Annotated in this window: 16 protein-coding genes; 10 read left to right on the top strand and 6 right to left on the bottom strand. The window is 33.3% G+C overall.

From position 1 onward, the window contains the following. Positions 1-28 precede the first annotated feature (28 nt). Entirely contained in the window at positions 29-892 is an 864-nt protein-coding gene (locus IQ05_RS12020; protein ID WP_144893288.1) for a PhzF family phenazine biosynthesis protein, read from the bottom strand. Positions 893-945: 53 nt separating this feature from the next. Further along, a complete protein-coding gene (locus IQ05_RS12015) occupies positions 946-3,960 on the bottom strand; it encodes a tetratricopeptide repeat protein (RefSeq protein ID WP_144893286.1) in 3,015 nt (1,004 codons plus the stop codon). A 241-nt stretch (positions 3,961-4,201) separates the two neighbouring features. Here IQ05_RS12015 and IQ05_RS12010 point away from each other — a divergent pair, with 241 nt between their 5' ends. Both IQ05_RS12010 and IQ05_RS12005 read left to right on the top strand, forming a co-directional pair. After that, a complete protein-coding gene (locus tag IQ05_RS12010) occupies positions 4,202-4,888 on the top strand; it encodes a cell division ATP-binding protein FtsE (RefSeq protein WP_144893284.1) in 687 nt (228 codons plus the stop codon). After that, positions 4,888-5,787 (top strand): glycosyltransferase family 2 protein, encoded by a 900-nt coding sequence (locus tag IQ05_RS12005; protein WP_144893282.1) that lies wholly within the window; start codon positions 4,888-4,890, stop codon positions 5,785-5,787. Before IQ05_RS12010 ends, IQ05_RS12005 begins: the two co-directional genes overlap by 1 nt. Here IQ05_RS12005 and IQ05_RS12000 read toward each other — a convergent pair. The 3 genes from IQ05_RS12000 to IQ05_RS11990 are packed head-to-tail and all read right to left on the bottom strand — an operon-like array spanning position 5,779 to position 8,343. Beyond that, positions 5,779-6,867, bottom strand: a complete 1,089-nt coding sequence (locus IQ05_RS12000) for a glycosyltransferase (protein ID WP_144893280.1) — start codon at positions 6,865-6,867, stop codon at positions 5,779-5,781. The genes IQ05_RS12005 and IQ05_RS12000 overlap by 9 nt on opposite strands. Further along, on the bottom strand, positions 6,864-7,256 hold the full coding sequence (locus tag IQ05_RS11995) for a sugar 3,4-ketoisomerase (RefSeq protein ID WP_144893278.1): 393 nt from the start codon (positions 7,254-7,256) through the stop codon (positions 6,864-6,866). Before IQ05_RS11995 ends, IQ05_RS12000 begins: the two co-directional genes overlap by 4 nt. Position 7,257: 1 nt before the next feature. Beyond that, positions 7,258-8,343, bottom strand: a complete 1,086-nt coding sequence (locus IQ05_RS11990) for a glycosyltransferase (RefSeq protein WP_144893276.1) — start codon at positions 8,341-8,343, stop codon at positions 7,258-7,260. Positions 8,344-8,390: 47 nt separating this feature from the next. On the opposite strand from IQ05_RS11990, the gene IQ05_RS11985 reads away from it, so the two are divergent. From IQ05_RS11985 to IQ05_RS11975, 3 genes are all read left to right on the top strand, one after another. Then, the gene (locus IQ05_RS11985; RefSeq protein ID WP_144893274.1) at positions 8,391-9,302 is read left to right on the top strand and encodes a glycosyltransferase family 2 protein; all 912 of its coding nucleotides are present in this window, start codon (positions 8,391-8,393) and stop codon (positions 9,300-9,302) included. Between the two features lie 227 nt (positions 9,303-9,529). Further along, positions 9,530-10,090: a DUF6642 family protein gene (locus tag IQ05_RS11980; RefSeq protein ID WP_144893272.1), complete on the top strand. Its 561-nt coding sequence runs from the start codon at positions 9,530-9,532 to the stop codon at positions 10,088-10,090. 178 nt (positions 10,091-10,268) lie between these two features. Then, positions 10,269-10,490: a hypothetical protein gene (locus IQ05_RS11975; RefSeq protein WP_144893270.1), complete on the top strand. Its 222-nt coding sequence runs from the start codon at positions 10,269-10,271 to the stop codon at positions 10,488-10,490. Positions 10,491-10,558: 68 nt separating this feature from the next. Here the strand turns inward: IQ05_RS11975 and IQ05_RS11970 are convergent, their stop codons facing one another. After that, positions 10,559-11,011, bottom strand: coding sequence for a DUF4442 domain-containing protein (locus tag IQ05_RS11970; protein ID WP_086453722.1), 453 nt, complete (start codon positions 11,009-11,011; stop codon positions 10,559-10,561). A gap of 257 nt (positions 11,012-11,268) precedes the next feature. Between IQ05_RS11970 and IQ05_RS11965 the strand changes: the two genes are divergently transcribed. The 5 genes from IQ05_RS11965 (at position 11,269) to IQ05_RS11945 (ending at position 15,679) form a co-directional block, all read left to right on the top strand. Next, positions 11,269-11,724 (top strand): DUF4870 domain-containing protein, encoded by a 456-nt coding sequence (locus IQ05_RS11965; RefSeq protein ID WP_144893268.1) that lies wholly within the window; start codon positions 11,269-11,271, stop codon positions 11,722-11,724. A 233-nt stretch (positions 11,725-11,957) separates the two neighbouring features. Next, positions 11,958-12,287, top strand: coding sequence for a PadR family transcriptional regulator (locus tag IQ05_RS11960; RefSeq protein WP_086454625.1), 330 nt, complete (start codon positions 11,958-11,960; stop codon positions 12,285-12,287). Positions 12,288-12,292: 5 nt separating this feature from the next. Beyond that, positions 12,293-14,032, top strand: coding sequence for a PspC domain-containing protein (locus tag IQ05_RS11955; RefSeq protein WP_144893266.1), 1,740 nt, complete (start codon positions 12,293-12,295; stop codon positions 14,030-14,032). Between the two features lie 2 nt (positions 14,033-14,034). Then, the gene (locus IQ05_RS11950) at positions 14,035-14,769 is read left to right on the top strand and encodes a head GIN domain-containing protein (protein ID WP_144893264.1); all 735 of its coding nucleotides are present in this window, start codon (positions 14,035-14,037) and stop codon (positions 14,767-14,769) included. 76 nt (positions 14,770-14,845) lie between these two features. After that, a complete protein-coding gene (locus tag IQ05_RS11945; protein ID WP_144893262.1) occupies positions 14,846-15,679 on the top strand; it encodes a GIN domain-containing protein in 834 nt (277 codons plus the stop codon). Positions 15,680-15,935: the final 256 nt, after the last annotated feature.

Here is a 15,935-nt window from a genome sequence, read left to right as displayed (position 1 = left end):
TATTTTTTTAATGCTTTTTTATGCAAGCTTATACTTCCCATACTCCTTTTGCAAGAAACTGAGATTTGCCACCAATTTTAATTTCATAATTTTCACCACTTTTGGTTCCGTCAAAATAAATTTGAGAAGGCCTATGTATAAAATGTCCCTGGTGATTGACAAGCTTTATTTCTGGGCTGTGGTATTGTAACAAAAATGCTTGCAAGCATGTACTGGCACTACCTGTAGCCGCATCCTCAATCAATTGGTTGTTCTCTATACACATCATTCTGCTAGATAATTTTTCATTTTCTAAACAAAAAAAGTAAAAAGCCCTATGTGGTGTTTTACAATTTTGGCGCAACCATTGTTCTGCTTTATTTTTATCCAAAACAATCTTGCCCAGCACCTCTTCATTTTTTACTGGTACCATCACAAATGCGCTACCAGTAGTCACCTCTTGAATAGGGAAATTTATATCAAAATCATCTTGTGACAAAGTACTAAATGAAGAAAAATCATCTTTCAAATAAACGTCTAAAAAAGTAGGTTGTGCTGCCTGAAGCCAAATAAATCCATCTTTTTGATTAACAGGAATTGCTCCCACAGGAACCTGTATTGTAATAGTTGATGGATTGTCATTGAAAATTTTATTCATTAAAACCCATGATGTACCAATGATGGGATGCCCTGCAAACTGCATTTCATGTTCAGGGGTAAAAATTTTAATTTCGGCACTATTTGTTTCCTTATTAATATGGGTAATAAAAGTACTTTCGGCAAAGTTAATTTCCTTTGCAATTTGTTGCATTTTAACTTTGCTCAGGCTTTCGGCACCAAAAAAAACAGCAAGTTGATTGCCTGCATACTTAGCATCCGTAAAAACATCTACTATATAAAAATCTAAATTCATTTTTCTATTTTATTAAAAATCAAACATCATTTCCAAACAATTCTGTGAAGCAATTATTTAGTTACAGATGAGTTTGTTTTGGACTCTTCGGTTTTGATAATATCTAATTCTTTTTGAGCATCAGCAACAACATCTGGGAAATCAGTGAAATTCTGAATAACATTCTCTAAAATATAAGTGGCTTGAAAACTATCTTTCAGTCCATAAAAATTCTTAGCCATTAGCACCAATCCTTTAGCACCAAAATATTTATAACTAGCATAACTTTTAGCTAATTTTTGCACCGCTGTATTCGAAGCTTCATAATTAGCCTCTTTGTTTTTAAAATAGGCATCATAATACAACGCCTCTGCTGCCAGTTCTCCTTTGGCCGTAGCCATTAATTTTGCATAAGCGCTTTTCGCTTTTACTTCGTCTCCGTTAACTATTGCAGCACGGGCAATGATAATTTGAGCATCACTTTTTACTCCATTATCCGTTTTAGGATTTAGCAATACTTTTTCGGCATAAACACCCGAATTAGGATAGTCTTTATTGTCGTAATACAATTTCATCAAATTAGACTGAGCAAAAGTTTTGTTTTGAGACGTTTCTGCTTCGTTTTCCAATCTAGTTAGCATTGCAATTGCTTTCTCTGAATCTTTATTTTTAAGATAAATTTGAGACAATCGAGACAAAGACTGCTCTGAAAATTCATTTCGAGGCTGAGCCACTACGTACTCATAATGCGGAATAGTTTTGTTCTCGGCACCATCTGTAAAATAAAGTTGCGCTAAATAATAGTTAGCTGGTAAAGCATGAAGTCCGCGTGGAAACTGACTTACATAACTTGCAAATCCAGCAATAGCTTGCTTTGTATTGTTTTGCTGAAATTGCTTTTCGGCTGCCTCATAACTGTCATTGTCTAATTCTGCATCCGTTACAGCAACAAAATCGAGTGTCTTAACCCACGTTGCATATTCATTTACTCGTCCCGTGTCTACATAAATCAATCTAGCTGTTGCTACAGCCTCTAGTGCCTCAGGAGTTCTAGGGAAATCAGCAGCAACTTTTTTAAATTTGACTAATGCTTGATCGTCTTTATCTGTATTGTAAAAAATTAAACCTTGACGTAAAATTGATCTAGAAGTAAATGTTCCGTTTTTAAACTCGGTATTCAATCTGTCGTAGGTCTTAATTCCTTTGTCATTTTCGTTTTCAGCAACATAGGTATTTGCTAGTTCAAACAACGCATCATCTCTAAAATCAGATTTTTGATAGGCCTCTAAAAATGAATTTAAATCATTAATTTTTTTATCATTTTTACCCATAAAACCATACGAAATAGCTCTTTGAAAATAAGCATAATCAGCATCTACACTTTTTGAGTCTACCACTTTTGAATACGCTTGTAAGGCCTCCGCATATTTTGAAGTTACAAATCGACAATCCGCAAGTCTTAAATAAGAATCTTGAAAACGAACTTTATCCGCAGTAGCGTTATCAATTTGTTTTTGAAAATAATTCCCAGCTTGTTCGTATTCTTTCAACTTAAAGAACGTGTATGCTATATTGTAATTGTGATTTTTAAACTCCGGAACCGTGTTTGCCTGAGCCGCATTTGTAAACTGTTTGAAAGTGAGTAAAGCCTCTTTAAAATCATTTAAAACATATTCTGTTTCTGCTTTCCAAAAAATTGTTCTAGCAGTAAAAACAGGATCTTTTTGTTCGGTTAAAGCCTTGGTAAACATTTTCAAAGCTTCATTAAAATTTGCGTCGGTGTACAATTCTAATCCTCGGTAAAAAAGAACTTTTTGGTACGCTACTTTATTTTCGGGTGACTTATTTTTTTCTAATAATACGAGCGCTTCTTTGTAATTTTTAGAAGAAATATAGGAGTCTATCAATAATTTCTCAATCTCATTTTTATTCGCATTCTCTGGATATTTCTTTAAAAAAGCTTGTAAAACGGCTGGTACACTTTGATAGGAATTGCCTAATTCATAACTCAATTTAGCATAATTTAAACTCGCATCTTCTTGAATGGCGAGATCAAAATCCATTTCAGACGCATTCTTGAAAGCGTTTAATGCTTGTTGTTTCTTATCTGTATTCAAGTAACTTTCGCCCAGATGATAGTAGGCATTTTGTGCCACAAAATCTTTCCCTCCTATTATTTTATTAAACTGACTGATTGCATTTTCAAAATCTTTTTGCTTGTAATGCGCATAACCTAATTGGTAAAAATCTGTATTTGTCCACTTCCCTTTTTTGCCTTTATAAGCCTCTAAAAAAGGAATTGCGTTGCTGTATTGTTTTAGATTAAAGTAGCTTTCGCCAATGATTTTATTCAGCTCTGATTTTTCTAAAGCATTTGAACCAGCCATTGCTTTTTGCCCTAAATCGATAGCTTTTTGAAAATTACCAAGCTTAAAATTCATATCGGCTTGGTAATACGACAATTTTTCTTTGTACTTCTCCTCACCCGAAACTTCATCAAAATATTTAGTTGCTTGCTTATAATCATCGCCCTCATAAGCCATAAATCCTAGGTAGTATTTAGCTTGTGAACCATATTCTTGTGAGTTAATTACTTTGTTAAAATACGCAGTTGCCTCCTTGCGTTTCTTAGCATTAAAGTTACCATATCCTTTTTGAAAATTAAACTTATCTTGATCATTTCTACTCAAACTAGACTCGTCAACTTTATCGAACCATTGCAAAGCTTGAGGATAATTTCCTTGTTTAAAGTGAAATTGCGCTACCTCTATATACGCTTGATTTTGTTTTACACTCGTGGGATAATCTGTAACAAACTGTTCCATCAACTCATCTGCATTAGACTGGTTGGTTCTAATGGCGCAGTTTGCGGCATAATAAGTACAATCTGATTTTAGCTCCTCGGTGGTGGCTGTTTCTTTTACTTTATTAAAAATTAATTGGGCAGATGCATATTGATCATCTTTGAATAATGAGACTGCTTTGTCAAATTCCCTGGAGTCATGAGTATATATTGCTGTTTTTTGTGCACTAAGACTAGTGGCATAGATAAAAAGGCTACCTATAAAACATTGAGAAAGTTTACGCATTGTACTTTTATTTTAATAATTCAAATGTATTATATTCTGAGTCTATAACGAATTGAATACGGGATTTATTATGATTTTTTTACAATTGCTGTTGGTTCGCATACTGTTCTAGGATTATTTTTAGAAACGGTGGGTTTGATTTTGTTCTTTAATTTTTTATCGAATTCTAAGCATTACAACAGAATTTATTTTGAATCGTTGCGTTAACTTATTACTTTTACCCCATAAACAAATGTAAAACATGTCACAATCCGTACTATCCTTAAAAAATGTAACTATTTATCAAGAAAATAAATCAATTTTATCTGATGTAAACTTGGAGGTAAAGCATGGCGAATTTCTTTATATCATTGGTAAAACAGGTTCTGGTAAAAGTAGTTTAATGAAAACACTTTACGCTGATTTGGCTTTGACAGAGGGAGAAGGAACAATTGTTGACTTTGATTTAGCAACTTTAAAAGAAGATGACATTCCGTTTTTACGTCGAAAAATTGGAATTGTTTTTCAAGATTTTAAGTTACTACCAGATCGCACCGTAAATGACAACATGTTATTTGTGCTAAAAGCTACTGGATGGACCGATAACGGTGAAATGGAAGCTAAAATTGAGGAAGTTTTAAATAAAGTAGGGATGGGTGAATTTGGCAAAAAAATGCCACATCAATTATCTGGTGGAGAACAACAGCGTGTAGCAATTGCTCGCGCATTACTTAATGACCCTGAGCTAATCCTTGCTGATGAACCTACGGGAAATCTTGATCCTCAAACCAGTGCCGAAGTTCTTGAAGTACTAAAAAAGATTAATGCTATAGGAAAAACAATCATTATGGCTACGCATGATTATGCTTTATTGATGAAATTCCCATCCAAAACATTAAAATGTGAAGATTCTAAAATATTCGAAGTGATACAGCAACGCAATTCGTAATGCTTTCTATTCTTGTTCCTATTTATAATTTCAATGCATTTCCTACCGTTCAAGAACTGCATAGACAATGCGTCGAACAAGAAATACCATTCGAAATTATTTGTCAAGATGATGCTTCAGAATCAGATTTGAATCTTTTTAATGAAAAAATAAACGACTTATCACATTGTAGCTTTGTTTCCTTAAAAAATAATATTAGCCACCGAGAAAATAGAAATAATCTAGCAGCACAATCAAAATATGATTGGCTGCTTTTTTTAGATGGCGATTCAATTATCACAAACAAAAACTTTATTCACCACTACATCAAACAAATAAACACTTTCGATATTGTTTATGGTGGCCGAGTTCATCCTGAAAAGTGCCCTTCAAATAATCAAAAACTGCGCTGGAAATACGGTCGCTATATGGAAGACCAAAGTGCCCCTGAACGAGAAAAAAAAGGGTATTCTGCACTGCTTTTTAACAATACACTCATCAAAAAAAAGTGTTTTGACACGGTAAGATTTGACACGAATACCACCAAATACGGTCATGACGATACCCAACTTTCCTATCGCTTGAGTCTCAAACTTTTTTCTTTAATGCATCTTGAAAATGGTGTAGAACATGGTGATATTGACACAAACTATGATTATTTAAGTAAAACCAAGCAATCTCTGGAAAATTTGCAGCAATTGTATCAAACAAAAACAATTGATTCTAAGTTTGTCAAATTGCTTTCACTATATGATTTTTTAATTAAAACTAAAATTCAATATGGCATAGCTCTGGCTTTCAAAGTATTTTCGAAAGCATTGGAACAAAATTTAAAAAGTAACAATCCAAAATTATTCTTTTTTAATTGTTTTAGATTGGGCTATTTATGTTCTATTTCAAACCCAAAGTCTTTAGGTTAAGGACTTGATTAATTTTTGCCATTCAGGCATTACTTGCTCTATCTGGTAAGCATTACTTGTAGCTTGCGCTTTTTTGCTCATTTCTAAACAAAGCGTTTCATTGCTCATCAACAACTGCAATTGTTTTATAAATTCATCTTGATTACCATCTTCAACGAGCAATCCATCAACACCATGATTTATAATTGCTCTTGGACCACAAGGACAATCATAAGCAACACAAGGAACTCCAGAAGCCATCGCCTCCAGTAAAACCATTGGAAAACACTCATAACGAGACGTCATAACATAAATGGCTGCTTGTAAATACACCTCTTGAATCGTTTTGGTTGAGTCTAAAAAAACAACCGAATCTTGTATTCCTAACTCTCGAGCTAACACCTCAAGATCTTGGTAGTTGCCACAGTATAATTCTAATTTCCAGGATGGATATAATGTTACGACTTCTTTCCAAATAGGCAACAACCTGTCTAGCCCTTTCTCATAAGTATTTCTAGCTACAGCAAGTACCTTTCTCGATGAAAGCGGCGCAACAGAATTTAAGGCAAACCATAATGGATTAGGAATTATTGCTTTCTTCCTAACATTCCATTCTTGAGCACTTTCATTGGATAAAAATACAACTTTAGTATACTTTTGAGCAGCATACTTTTTGAAGTGATATTGCAAATTCCGTTTCAAGGAACTGAATACAGCATGAGAAGAGGGATGTTCTTGTACATGAATGGAACTGTGAATCTCTAACAAAAGTGGAATTTTCCGTCGAACTAAAAAAGGCAGTAAAAAAGCTTTTAATCCATTATCACAAATTAGAATACAATTTGGTTTAATGAGGGAAATATTTTGATTTAACGCCTTATAATATTGAAAAGCAAACAAAGGAGCAGCACCTTTTAATTGCATGTCATGAAACACAACATCCTCATGAAAAGAATAAAACAAGGGAGTATTCCCGTTATTTTGAGTCAAAATATGAACTTCATAACCGCATTGTGTAATAAAATAATCCGTTTTAAAAGATAAGATTCTTGCAACCCCTCCTTCATTATTGATATTTGGAACTATATAAAGTAGTTTCATTTTTTTGAGTTGATGAAAGTATCAAAATCCCTGATATAATCCTCCTCATCAAAAGTGGCTGATGCCAAGACAAGACAAACGGCACCTGATGAAAAATTTTCAAGTTCGCGCCATGTATCATTTTTAATCAATAATCCTTTGTCAGGTTTATTTAAGGTAATGGTTTTTTCTGTAATTCCATCTTTTAAAACTACATCAAAACTTCCTGAAATGGCAATTAAAACTTGCTGTAGCTTTTTATGAGAATGTCCGCCTCTTTTTGAAGAACTAGGAATATCAAATAAATAATACACACGCTTAATTTCAAACGGAATCACCTCATTTTCTATGACTGCAATATTCCCAAGCACATTTTCAATCTTGGGTATGTCTATAATTTCTATTTGCATCTTAACTCTTCGTATTTAAATAATCAAGCCATTCATTTCCAATTTTTTCTACTGAAAACCGAAGCGCACTTGGTACACTATTCGCTTTGCAAAATGCTCTTAATTCAGCATCCGTATAAAGTAAATCTATGGCTTCAACCAGTTGCTCCTTATTTTGATTTTCAACCAGTAAACCATTGAATCGGTCTGTAATAATTTCACTTGGCCCAGCAAAACAATCATAGGAAATGGCAGGAGTTCCTACTAACAAACTTTCTATAATCACATTTGAAAGTCCTTCATATTCGCTGGTAACTACTGTGAAAAGAGCATTTTTTTGGTGACAAAAAGGATTTTTTTGACAACCCAAAAACTCTACTAAATCACCTAAATTTTTCTCAGCAACAAGCCGTTTTAAATCCTCAAGATAGATTCCAGAACCAATAATTTTTAATTTTATCCCATTTTTTGGCAATACCGTTTTAGAATACGCCTCTATCAACACATCAAATTGTTTTACCTTTTCGTTCATTCGACCCACAGCAATAATATAGGTATCCTCCATTGGCATACTAGCCAGAGCTAATTGTTGAATCTTTTCAACTTCAAAAGGATTGTAAATGGTTTGAGCTTTAATATTATACTGCTGGAGCAACGCTCTTTCCAGTGCTTTACTTACGGTAACAAAATTATGTTTTCCATAAATAAAACGGGCAATCCAGGGTTTCTTTGAAATATAATTGTGTAAAATTCCACTATGAATGGTATAAATAATACTCGATTGATAAACATAATGTGCCATCAAAAATTCATTTATCGTATTCACTCGATAGCGAAAATCAAGAACAAAATCAAAATGATGTTCTTTAAAATAACTTCGTAACTCTTGTAATCGTTGTAGCTTTTTAAAGGTTGTCGCTGTATTTTTTTCATCTAAGTTAAGCACAACTCCTTTGTAATCATAAACGATATCGTCAACAAAAATAATGTTGTGAACCGCGATTCCTTTACTTTCAAAAAAACAAGACAGCACGGCATGGACACGTTCTGCACCACCGCCACCCAGTGAATCGCCCACTAGAGCAATTGTTATTTTTTTCGGAATCATTTTTAATTTACTAATTTAGCTTCAAATATAAACACTTCTTTGTTCAAATGAATTACAATCCACTAGTTTCCGTTATCTGTCTTTGTTACAATCATGAAAAATTTGTTCAAGAAGGACTGGAATCAATTGTAAATCAAACTCATAAAAACATTGAAATTATTATTGTAGATGACTGTAGCACAGACAATTCTGTGGAAGAGATTGAAAAATGGCTCGTTAACTATCCCAATGTTATTTTTATTGCCAATCGTGTAAACCAAGGGAATACAAAATCTTTTAATACCGCCTTCAAGCGCTCAACTGGCTCCTATATTATTGATTTTGCAACTGATGATTTACTCCATCCCGATTGTGTAGCCACGCAAATAGAGCAGTTTAAAAATAGCACTTACACTAATCTTGGAATTGTATACGGTAATGCCGAAATGATCTTTGAAGACAACACGCATTTTAGCTATTTTTTTGAGGTAGACCAAAATAAAAAACGAATACAAAGCCAACCTACAGGCGACATTTATTTAGGATTATTGCGTTTAGACAATAATGTTTGTTCCGTTTCGGCAATGGCAAAAAGAGAAGTTTATGAAAAACTAAACGGCTATAATGAAAACTTGCATTATGAAGATTATGATTTCTGGATACGAGCAGCGCGCAGCTACAACTTTGATTACATAGACCAAATTCTGTTACAAAAAAGAGAATTAAAAAATTCCTTGAGTACCTACCGTTTTAGAAGATTGAATTCAAAAACACGAAAATACAACCGGTCTACGTATAAAATTGTAATCCATGCTTTAAAAATGAATACCACTACCGAGGAAAACAAGGCCATTTTAAACATGATTCACCATGAAATAGAAATAGCTTTGCGAACAATCGACCCAATTTTACTTCTCAAATATATCGTATTAGAGACCAAAGTATTAGCCTTAATAGCACTCAAAAAAAGATATCAATAATTCTTAATTGCGTTTTATAAGAAAACATTCGTCGCAAAAAAATATCCAAAACAATTACTAGTCTTACAAAAAAAACGGTGTTCACAACACTTTTTTTGCAATAACTTCACACTCGTTTAGGCAAGAATTTAGCCGTAGAACCTTATTTTTGTTATCATGAGATATTTTAAATCAGGTATAGTGCCATTTGGAATTCTTTATTTTTTACATCATCTAAATCGAATACAATGGAAACCGATACATTTATTTTCTGTCTTGAGGCTGTAGCCGATGTAGAGGAAAATCTAGATACCGAAGTTGTCAAACATCTAGAAAAACTAGCTTCAGATCAAGGATTGACTAGTATTTATAAAACATGTGACACCATAGAAGGACTAGAAGAAAGCTTGAATAGACTGCTATATGACGATCATAATTTTACCAATTATGAAATCATTTATCTGGTAATGCCTGGCGAAGCCAATACGATTTGCATCAACGAATATTTTTACAGCCTTGAAGAAATAGCCGAATTATTTGAAGGGAAAATGAGAGGAAAAATTGTTCATTTTGCGAATTCAAAGATTCTTAATTTATCACCAGATGAGGCACAATATTTTATTGATGTTACTGGTGCAAAAGCTGTCTCGGGCTATGGTGCATTCCTTCCTAACGTGAGTAGTACCGTGCTAGACCGTTTGTTTTTTGGACTGTTTGAAGAGCAAGATGATATTTTTGAAATTGTTGAAGAACTGCATCAAAAACAGTATGCATTGTGCAAATTACTTGATTTTAGAATGTATTATTAACTCGTTTATATCATTTTAGATATTGAAACCAGTTCATACAAAAAATGACTATAATAGCTTCTTAAACTATTTTTATATGTTAAAGTGGCGGCATAAAGACTAATTTTTTCACAAGAAGCGATTCAACATTACATAAAATCTTTATATTTGAAATACAAACAATCAAAAATCAAAACTTATGAAAAAAATAGTATCCCTAGCTGTAATTGCTTTTTTTACACTTCAAATGAATGCACAAGAAGTTAAAGCAGTAGCCAAAGAAAAAGCAAAAAAAGAGGCTTGTTGTTCTAAAAAAGGTGGAAAAGCAGCCATGTCAGCAGCTGAAATTGAAAAATGTATGGCAGCATGCAAAGCAAAAGGAAAAAAATGCGATGCATCAAGTGCCGGTAAAAAGTGCTAAAAAACCCATATGTATTAAACAAAAAACGCCTCTTTATAGAGGCGTTTTACTTTTATATAAGTAGTATATTATTTTACTCTCACACTCCATTCAAAGTCCATTTCTGAAACTTGTACTCCTTTTTCATCGGTGCCAATGGATTTCATCCAAAACGTTTGCCCCTCTCCAGTAGCAATAGTTTCCTGAATTGCTTTTTCAATTAAATGACCGTCATTACACGTAAAAGTAATGCGACCCGTGGCTTTTTTGGTAAAGTTTCCTTTGTTGTTTGCTACTAGCATTGATATTTTACGACCACTTTTTTGAATTTGAAACATCACAAGTGCGCCCGTGGTCAATTCTGCTGCCATAGCTTGAACGGCAAAATACATCGAGTTAAAAGGATTTTGATTGATCCAGCGGTGTTTTACGGATACAACACATTTTTTTTCGTCAATGTTTTTTACGCGAACTCCGCAAATAAAAGCCGATGGTAATTTGAAAAGTAAAAATTTATTAAGTTTTGATGCAGTAAGTAACATAGGCTTTCTAGTTTATGAATTTTAATTACAAATGGTAATACATGGGCTGTCAGGGGTATTGTCATTTGATATTTGGCTAAAATACAAAAAAATACTATGCACGCCTATTAAATTTATTTGTTAATTTTATGTTAATATTTGGTACTATGCGAAACAAGATACTGTTTTTTAAACATATATTTGCATAAGAAATTACTAGGTAGCCTAATTAATCAAAAAATCAAATCAGTTTCAATCATCATCAGAAATCAAAAAAAATGGAAACAACTACAGACAAAAACATTGCCACATTTACACACTTGAGTACACTAACTCAATATTTTATTCCTTTTGGGAATTACATTTTCCCAATTGTATTGTGGAGCACTAAAAAAGGAGAATCGGAATTTGTGGATCACCACGGGAAACAAGCTATTAATTTTCAATTGAGTTTATTACTCTATTCATTAGTTTTGTTAATGATAGCAATTCCTTGTTTTTTAATCACTGTTTTTAAAAACATCCCGTTGAATAGCTTGCATGAGAATCACAATTTTATATTGTCTGATTTTAATTTTAGTGACAATGCTGGATTTTTGACCGTAGGAATTGTGAGCCTTTTACTCTTTTTAATATTAAAAGTTGTTGAGTTCTTTTACATTATTTATGCTTCGATGCAAACATCTAATGGCATAGCATATAAATACCCGCTTACCATCCCGTTTTTAAAATAGACATGAGAGCACTCGAAGTTCTCTATAGCCCTGATTGCAACGGCATCCTTTTATGGTCTCGTTTTTTAGAGACCAGAAAAGATAGAGTGAAAAGCAGGAATAAAAGTTCTTAAAAAACTGGAGTTGACTGCTCCTAAAAAATCATCATAATAATCAATCACGCTGGAGTAAAATCCAGAAAATCAATCAAAGAATGAACAGTTTTAATCACACAAAATCAAAAAAATGAAATTATGAACATTGAAAACACAAAAGCACAAATGCGCAAAGGTGTTCTTGAGTTTTGCATCCTATCAGTACTAAAAGAGAAAGACGCATACACATCAGAAATATTAGACACTTTAAAAAACGCAAAATTACTAGTTGTTGAAGGCACCATTTACCCTTTATTGACTCGATTAAAAAATGACGGTTTGCTCAATTATCGTTGGGAAGAGTCTACATCAGGACCACCAAGAAAGTATTATGGCTTGACCGAAATAGGACAAACTTTTTTAAAAGAACTTAGTGGCACCTGGACTGAATTATCAGATGCTGTAAACCTTATAACCAACCAAAAATAATAATCATGAACAAGACTGTAAATATAAACCTAGGCGGAATGGTTTTTCATATAGATGAAAATGCATACCAAAAATTAACTCGATACTTTGATGCCATTAAGCGCTCATTATCAAACTCATCTGGACACGATGAAATATTAAAAGACATTGAAATGCGCGTGTCTGAATTATTGAATGAAAAACAAATAAGCGACAAGCATGTTATAGGATTGAAAGAAGTTGATGAAATGATTGCAGTTATGGGGCAACCTGAAGACTATATCATTGAAGACGAAAACGCCGAAGCAAAACCATACCAAAACACGACCAGAAGAACTAAAAAACTGTATCGTGATAAAGAAAAAGGGATGCTAGGTGGTGTAGCACAAGGATTGGGTTACTATTTTGGGGTTGATGCCGTGTGGATTAGAATAGTACTAGTATTGCTTGTTTTTGCTGGTTTTGGAACTGGTATTTTAGCGTATATCATTTTATGGATTGTAACACCAGAGGCCGTAACAACCTCTGAAAAGCTTGAAATGACTGGAGAACCCGTTAATATATCAAACATTGAAAAAAAAGTTAGAGAGGAGTTTGAGAACGTTTCTGGAAAGCTAAAAAATGTAGATTATGACAAATACGGTGTTCATATTAAAACAGGAGCAAACAAATTAGGAAGCTCGTTTGGAGATTTTATCATGACCGTTTTTAAAGTTTTTGCAAAATTCTTAGGCATATTATTGATCTTGTCTGGAATCACGGTTTTATTCTTCTTGTTGATTGGTATTTTTACATTGGGTTCTGGATTGTTTATCGATTTCCCTTGGCAAAATTTCATTGAAGCAGGCAATTTTACTGATTATCCTGTGTGGTCTTTTGGATTACTTATGTTTTTTGCAGTTGGGATTCCGTTCTTTTTCTTAACGTTGCTAGGATTTAAATTACTGGCTCCAAACATGAAATCAATAGGAAATATTGTAAAATATACCTTGCTTGCTATTTGGATTATTGCAGTTTCAATTGCTATCTCAATTGGGATTAAACAAGCTAGTGCATTTGCAGTAGACGGTAGAGATGTAAAAAAAGAAACCATTAATTTGAAACCTACAGATACATTGTACATCAAATTTAGATACAACGATTATTTTGCCAAAAACGTAGATGACAATAGAAATTTTGAGGTAACTCAAGACTCCACTGGAACTAATATTATTTACTCTAATGATGTGCGTTTTAAAATTGAAAAAACAGATGAAAAACTACCTTACCTTCAAATAGAAAAAGAAGCTAGAGGTATATCATTATCCGAAGCTAAAAAAAGAGCTCAGAAAATTAAATATGCGTATACCATCAATGGGAATCAAATTGTTTTAGATAATTACATGATTACTGAATTAAAAAATAAATACCGTGATCAAAGTGTAGATATCACCCTATTTGTTCCAGTAGGCACGCATATTAAGCCTGATTCATCTGTACAAAACTACGACAGATCTGACGATGAATTCTTTAATTTACACTACAGCTCAGATAATTACGTTTACAAAGTTACAACAGATAAAATAAAATGTTTAAATTGCCCTGCTGATGAAAATGAATATAATGATTCAGAAACTCAAGAGGAAGAGGTATACAATTCTGAATATTCAAGTGAAGTTGATAGTACTTCAGTAGAGAACAGTGTAGAAAACACAACCGAAACTAAAAACAGCTCTGGAAAAGGGTTATCAATAAACAAAGACGGAATAATTGTAAAAAATAAATAATCATGCTAAAAATTATCACACTCATTACTAAGTTTATTGTAGGTGTACTTATTGCCTTATTATGCACCTCTTGCCATTTTAATTTTGACGCTGTTGAAGGAAATGGAAATGTGACCACAGAAAACCGAAAAATTACAGAGCGATTTAAAAGTATCGAAGTAAATAGCGGCATTGATGTTGAAATAGAACAATCAGACAAGGTTGAAGTCATTGTAGAAACTGATGAAAACTTACAAGAATATTTGACTACGGAAGTTGAAAATGGTACGCTTGTAATAACCTTTGACAAAAATTTAATGAATGATGCAGATGTCAAAAAGGTAATCGTAAGAATGCCAGTTATTGATGAACTTGAAGCTACAAGCGGAGCAACGATTGTGAGTAAGAACACCTTAAAAGGAGAAAACATTAGACTTAATACCTCAAGTGCAGCAACAATGGACCTTAGTATAGAAGCTGATGTTGTAAGCTGTGACACTAGTAGTGGTAGTGAAATAAAAGTAAACGGAAAAGCGCTAGAGACTAAAAATACAGCTTCAAGCGGAAGTGAAATCAACGCTTATGACTTGCTAACAAATGCCGTTAGGGCTGATGTTTCCAGCGGTGCGAGTATCAATGTGCATCCTATTGTGAGTTTAAATGCAGAGGCCTCTAGCGGTGGTGTAATTCATTATGACATACAACCTAAGTCTATCCAAAAAAATACTAGTTCAGGCGGCAGCGTTGATGCTGAATAAAAGACTTCAAACAAAAAAATCATCCCTTACTAGTGGATGATTTTTTTTTATATTTGTTAGTAATAAATATCAAGACATGAAAAAAAATTTCCTCTTAGTGCTACTTATAGCAACAGCAAGTGTAGCATTTGCACAAAAATCTGATAAAGTAAAAGGTTCCAAAATTGTTACGATTGTAGAACGAAAAATTTCAGACTTTGAAACCTTACAAATTGAAAACAATCTAGAAGTACATCTAGAAAGAGGAGAAAAAGCAGGCATAAAAGTTGAAACGGACGATAATTTACAGGATGTAGTGGCACTTGACGAAAACGAAAAAACATTACGTATTTACACCAATAAAAAAGCTACAGCTTATAGAAAATTGATTGTTCGAGTAACCTATACGGAGAATTTAAAAACAATTCAAGCCAAAGATGAAACTACTTTAAATGCCATCCAAGAATTATTATTAGATAGCGTAATCCTAAAAGCAAGCGGCACGTCTAAATTATTTTTAAACATCAATTCTAAATCAGTAGTTTACCAAGCCGATGACAAAGCAAAAGGTGAGCTTAATATCAAATCAGAAAAAGCAACTATTGAAATGAGTAAAAATTCTAGTTTAAAAGCGCTGGTTACAACCGTTGATTTAAAAACAGATTTGTACCAAAAAGCTGATGCTACTATTGAAGGTGATGCCTCGAATGCTATCTTGCGTTTAGACAACAACTCTAGCTTAACAGCCAATAAATTAACGCTGAAAAATACGGAACTAACCATTGAAGGATATGCAAGTTGCATCATAAATACAAGCACAACATTAAGTATTGATGCAGCAAATAAAACTGAAATCCAGCTCGTAGGAAACCCTAAAATAACTATCAAAAAGTTTGCTGACGAGACTAAACTAATCAAGAAGTTGAAGTAACAGTAACTTTACTAAAACAAGAAAACAGGCAAAAGTGCCTGTTTTTTTGTGATTTATTTTTTGTAGATGCCCAATCGGGAGGCTTACTTGTTTACCAATTGCTTTATCTTACTTTCCCGCGTTGCAAATACTTTGCTCTATTTTTCTATGGAAGTAGGAATTCAATCGAATCGAGTACTAAAGAATTTGGACAAACCAGGGCAGCGGGTGATCGTTTGAGACCTAACAGGTTTTTAAAACCTGTTAGGTCTGTAAC

Source organism: Flavobacterium tiangeerense (genome assembly GCF_007830355.1).
In the GTDB taxonomy this organism is placed as follows: Bacteria; Bacteroidota; Bacteroidia; order Flavobacteriales; family Flavobacteriaceae; genus Flavobacterium; species Flavobacterium tiangeerense.
The sequence above is the reverse complement of the archived record's forward strand: the minus strand, read 5'-3'. Positions and strand labels throughout refer to the sequence as shown.

Coding starts and splice junctions, on each gene's coding strand:
- IQ05_RS11960 (WP_086454625.1), top strand. CDS start 11,958: ATGAACATTGAAAACACAAAAGCACAAATGCGCAAAGGTGTTCTTGAG.
- IQ05_RS11990 (WP_144893276.1), bottom strand. CDS start 8,343: ATGATTCCGAAAAAAATAACAATTGCTCTAGTGGGCGATTCACTGGGT.
- IQ05_RS11955 (WP_144893266.1), top strand. CDS start 12,293: ATGAACAAGACTGTAAATATAAACCTAGGCGGAATGGTTTTTCATATA.
- IQ05_RS11975 (WP_144893270.1), top strand. CDS start 10,269: ATGAAAAAAATAGTATCCCTAGCTGTAATTGCTTTTTTTACACTTCAA.
- IQ05_RS11985 (WP_144893274.1), top strand. CDS start 8,391: ATGAATTACAATCCACTAGTTTCCGTTATCTGTCTTTGTTACAATCAT.
- IQ05_RS11970 (WP_086453722.1), bottom strand. CDS start 11,011: ATGTTACTTACTGCATCAAAACTTAATAAATTTTTACTTTTCAAATTA.
- IQ05_RS12020 (WP_144893288.1), bottom strand. CDS start 892: ATGAATTTAGATTTTTATATAGTAGATGTTTTTACGGATGCTAAGTAT.
- IQ05_RS11950 (WP_144893264.1), top strand. CDS start 14,035: ATGCTAAAAATTATCACACTCATTACTAAGTTTATTGTAGGTGTACTT.
- IQ05_RS12000 (WP_144893280.1), bottom strand. CDS start 6,867: ATGAAACTACTTTATATAGTTCCAAATATCAATAATGAAGGAGGGGTT.
- IQ05_RS12005 (WP_144893282.1), top strand. CDS start 4,888: ATGCTTTCTATTCTTGTTCCTATTTATAATTTCAATGCATTTCCTACC.
- IQ05_RS11965 (WP_144893268.1), top strand. CDS start 11,269: ATGGAAACAACTACAGACAAAAACATTGCCACATTTACACACTTGAGT.
- IQ05_RS11995 (WP_144893278.1), bottom strand. CDS start 7,256: ATGCAAATAGAAATTATAGACATACCCAAGATTGAAAATGTGCTTGGG.
- IQ05_RS12015 (WP_144893286.1), bottom strand. CDS start 3,960: ATGCGTAAACTTTCTCAATGTTTTATAGGTAGCCTTTTTATCTATGCC.
- IQ05_RS11945 (WP_144893262.1), top strand. CDS start 14,846: ATGAAAAAAAATTTCCTCTTAGTGCTACTTATAGCAACAGCAAGTGTA.
- IQ05_RS11980 (WP_144893272.1), top strand. CDS start 9,530: ATGGAAACCGATACATTTATTTTCTGTCTTGAGGCTGTAGCCGATGTA.
- IQ05_RS12010 (WP_144893284.1), top strand. CDS start 4,202: ATGTCACAATCCGTACTATCCTTAAAAAATGTAACTATTTATCAAGAA.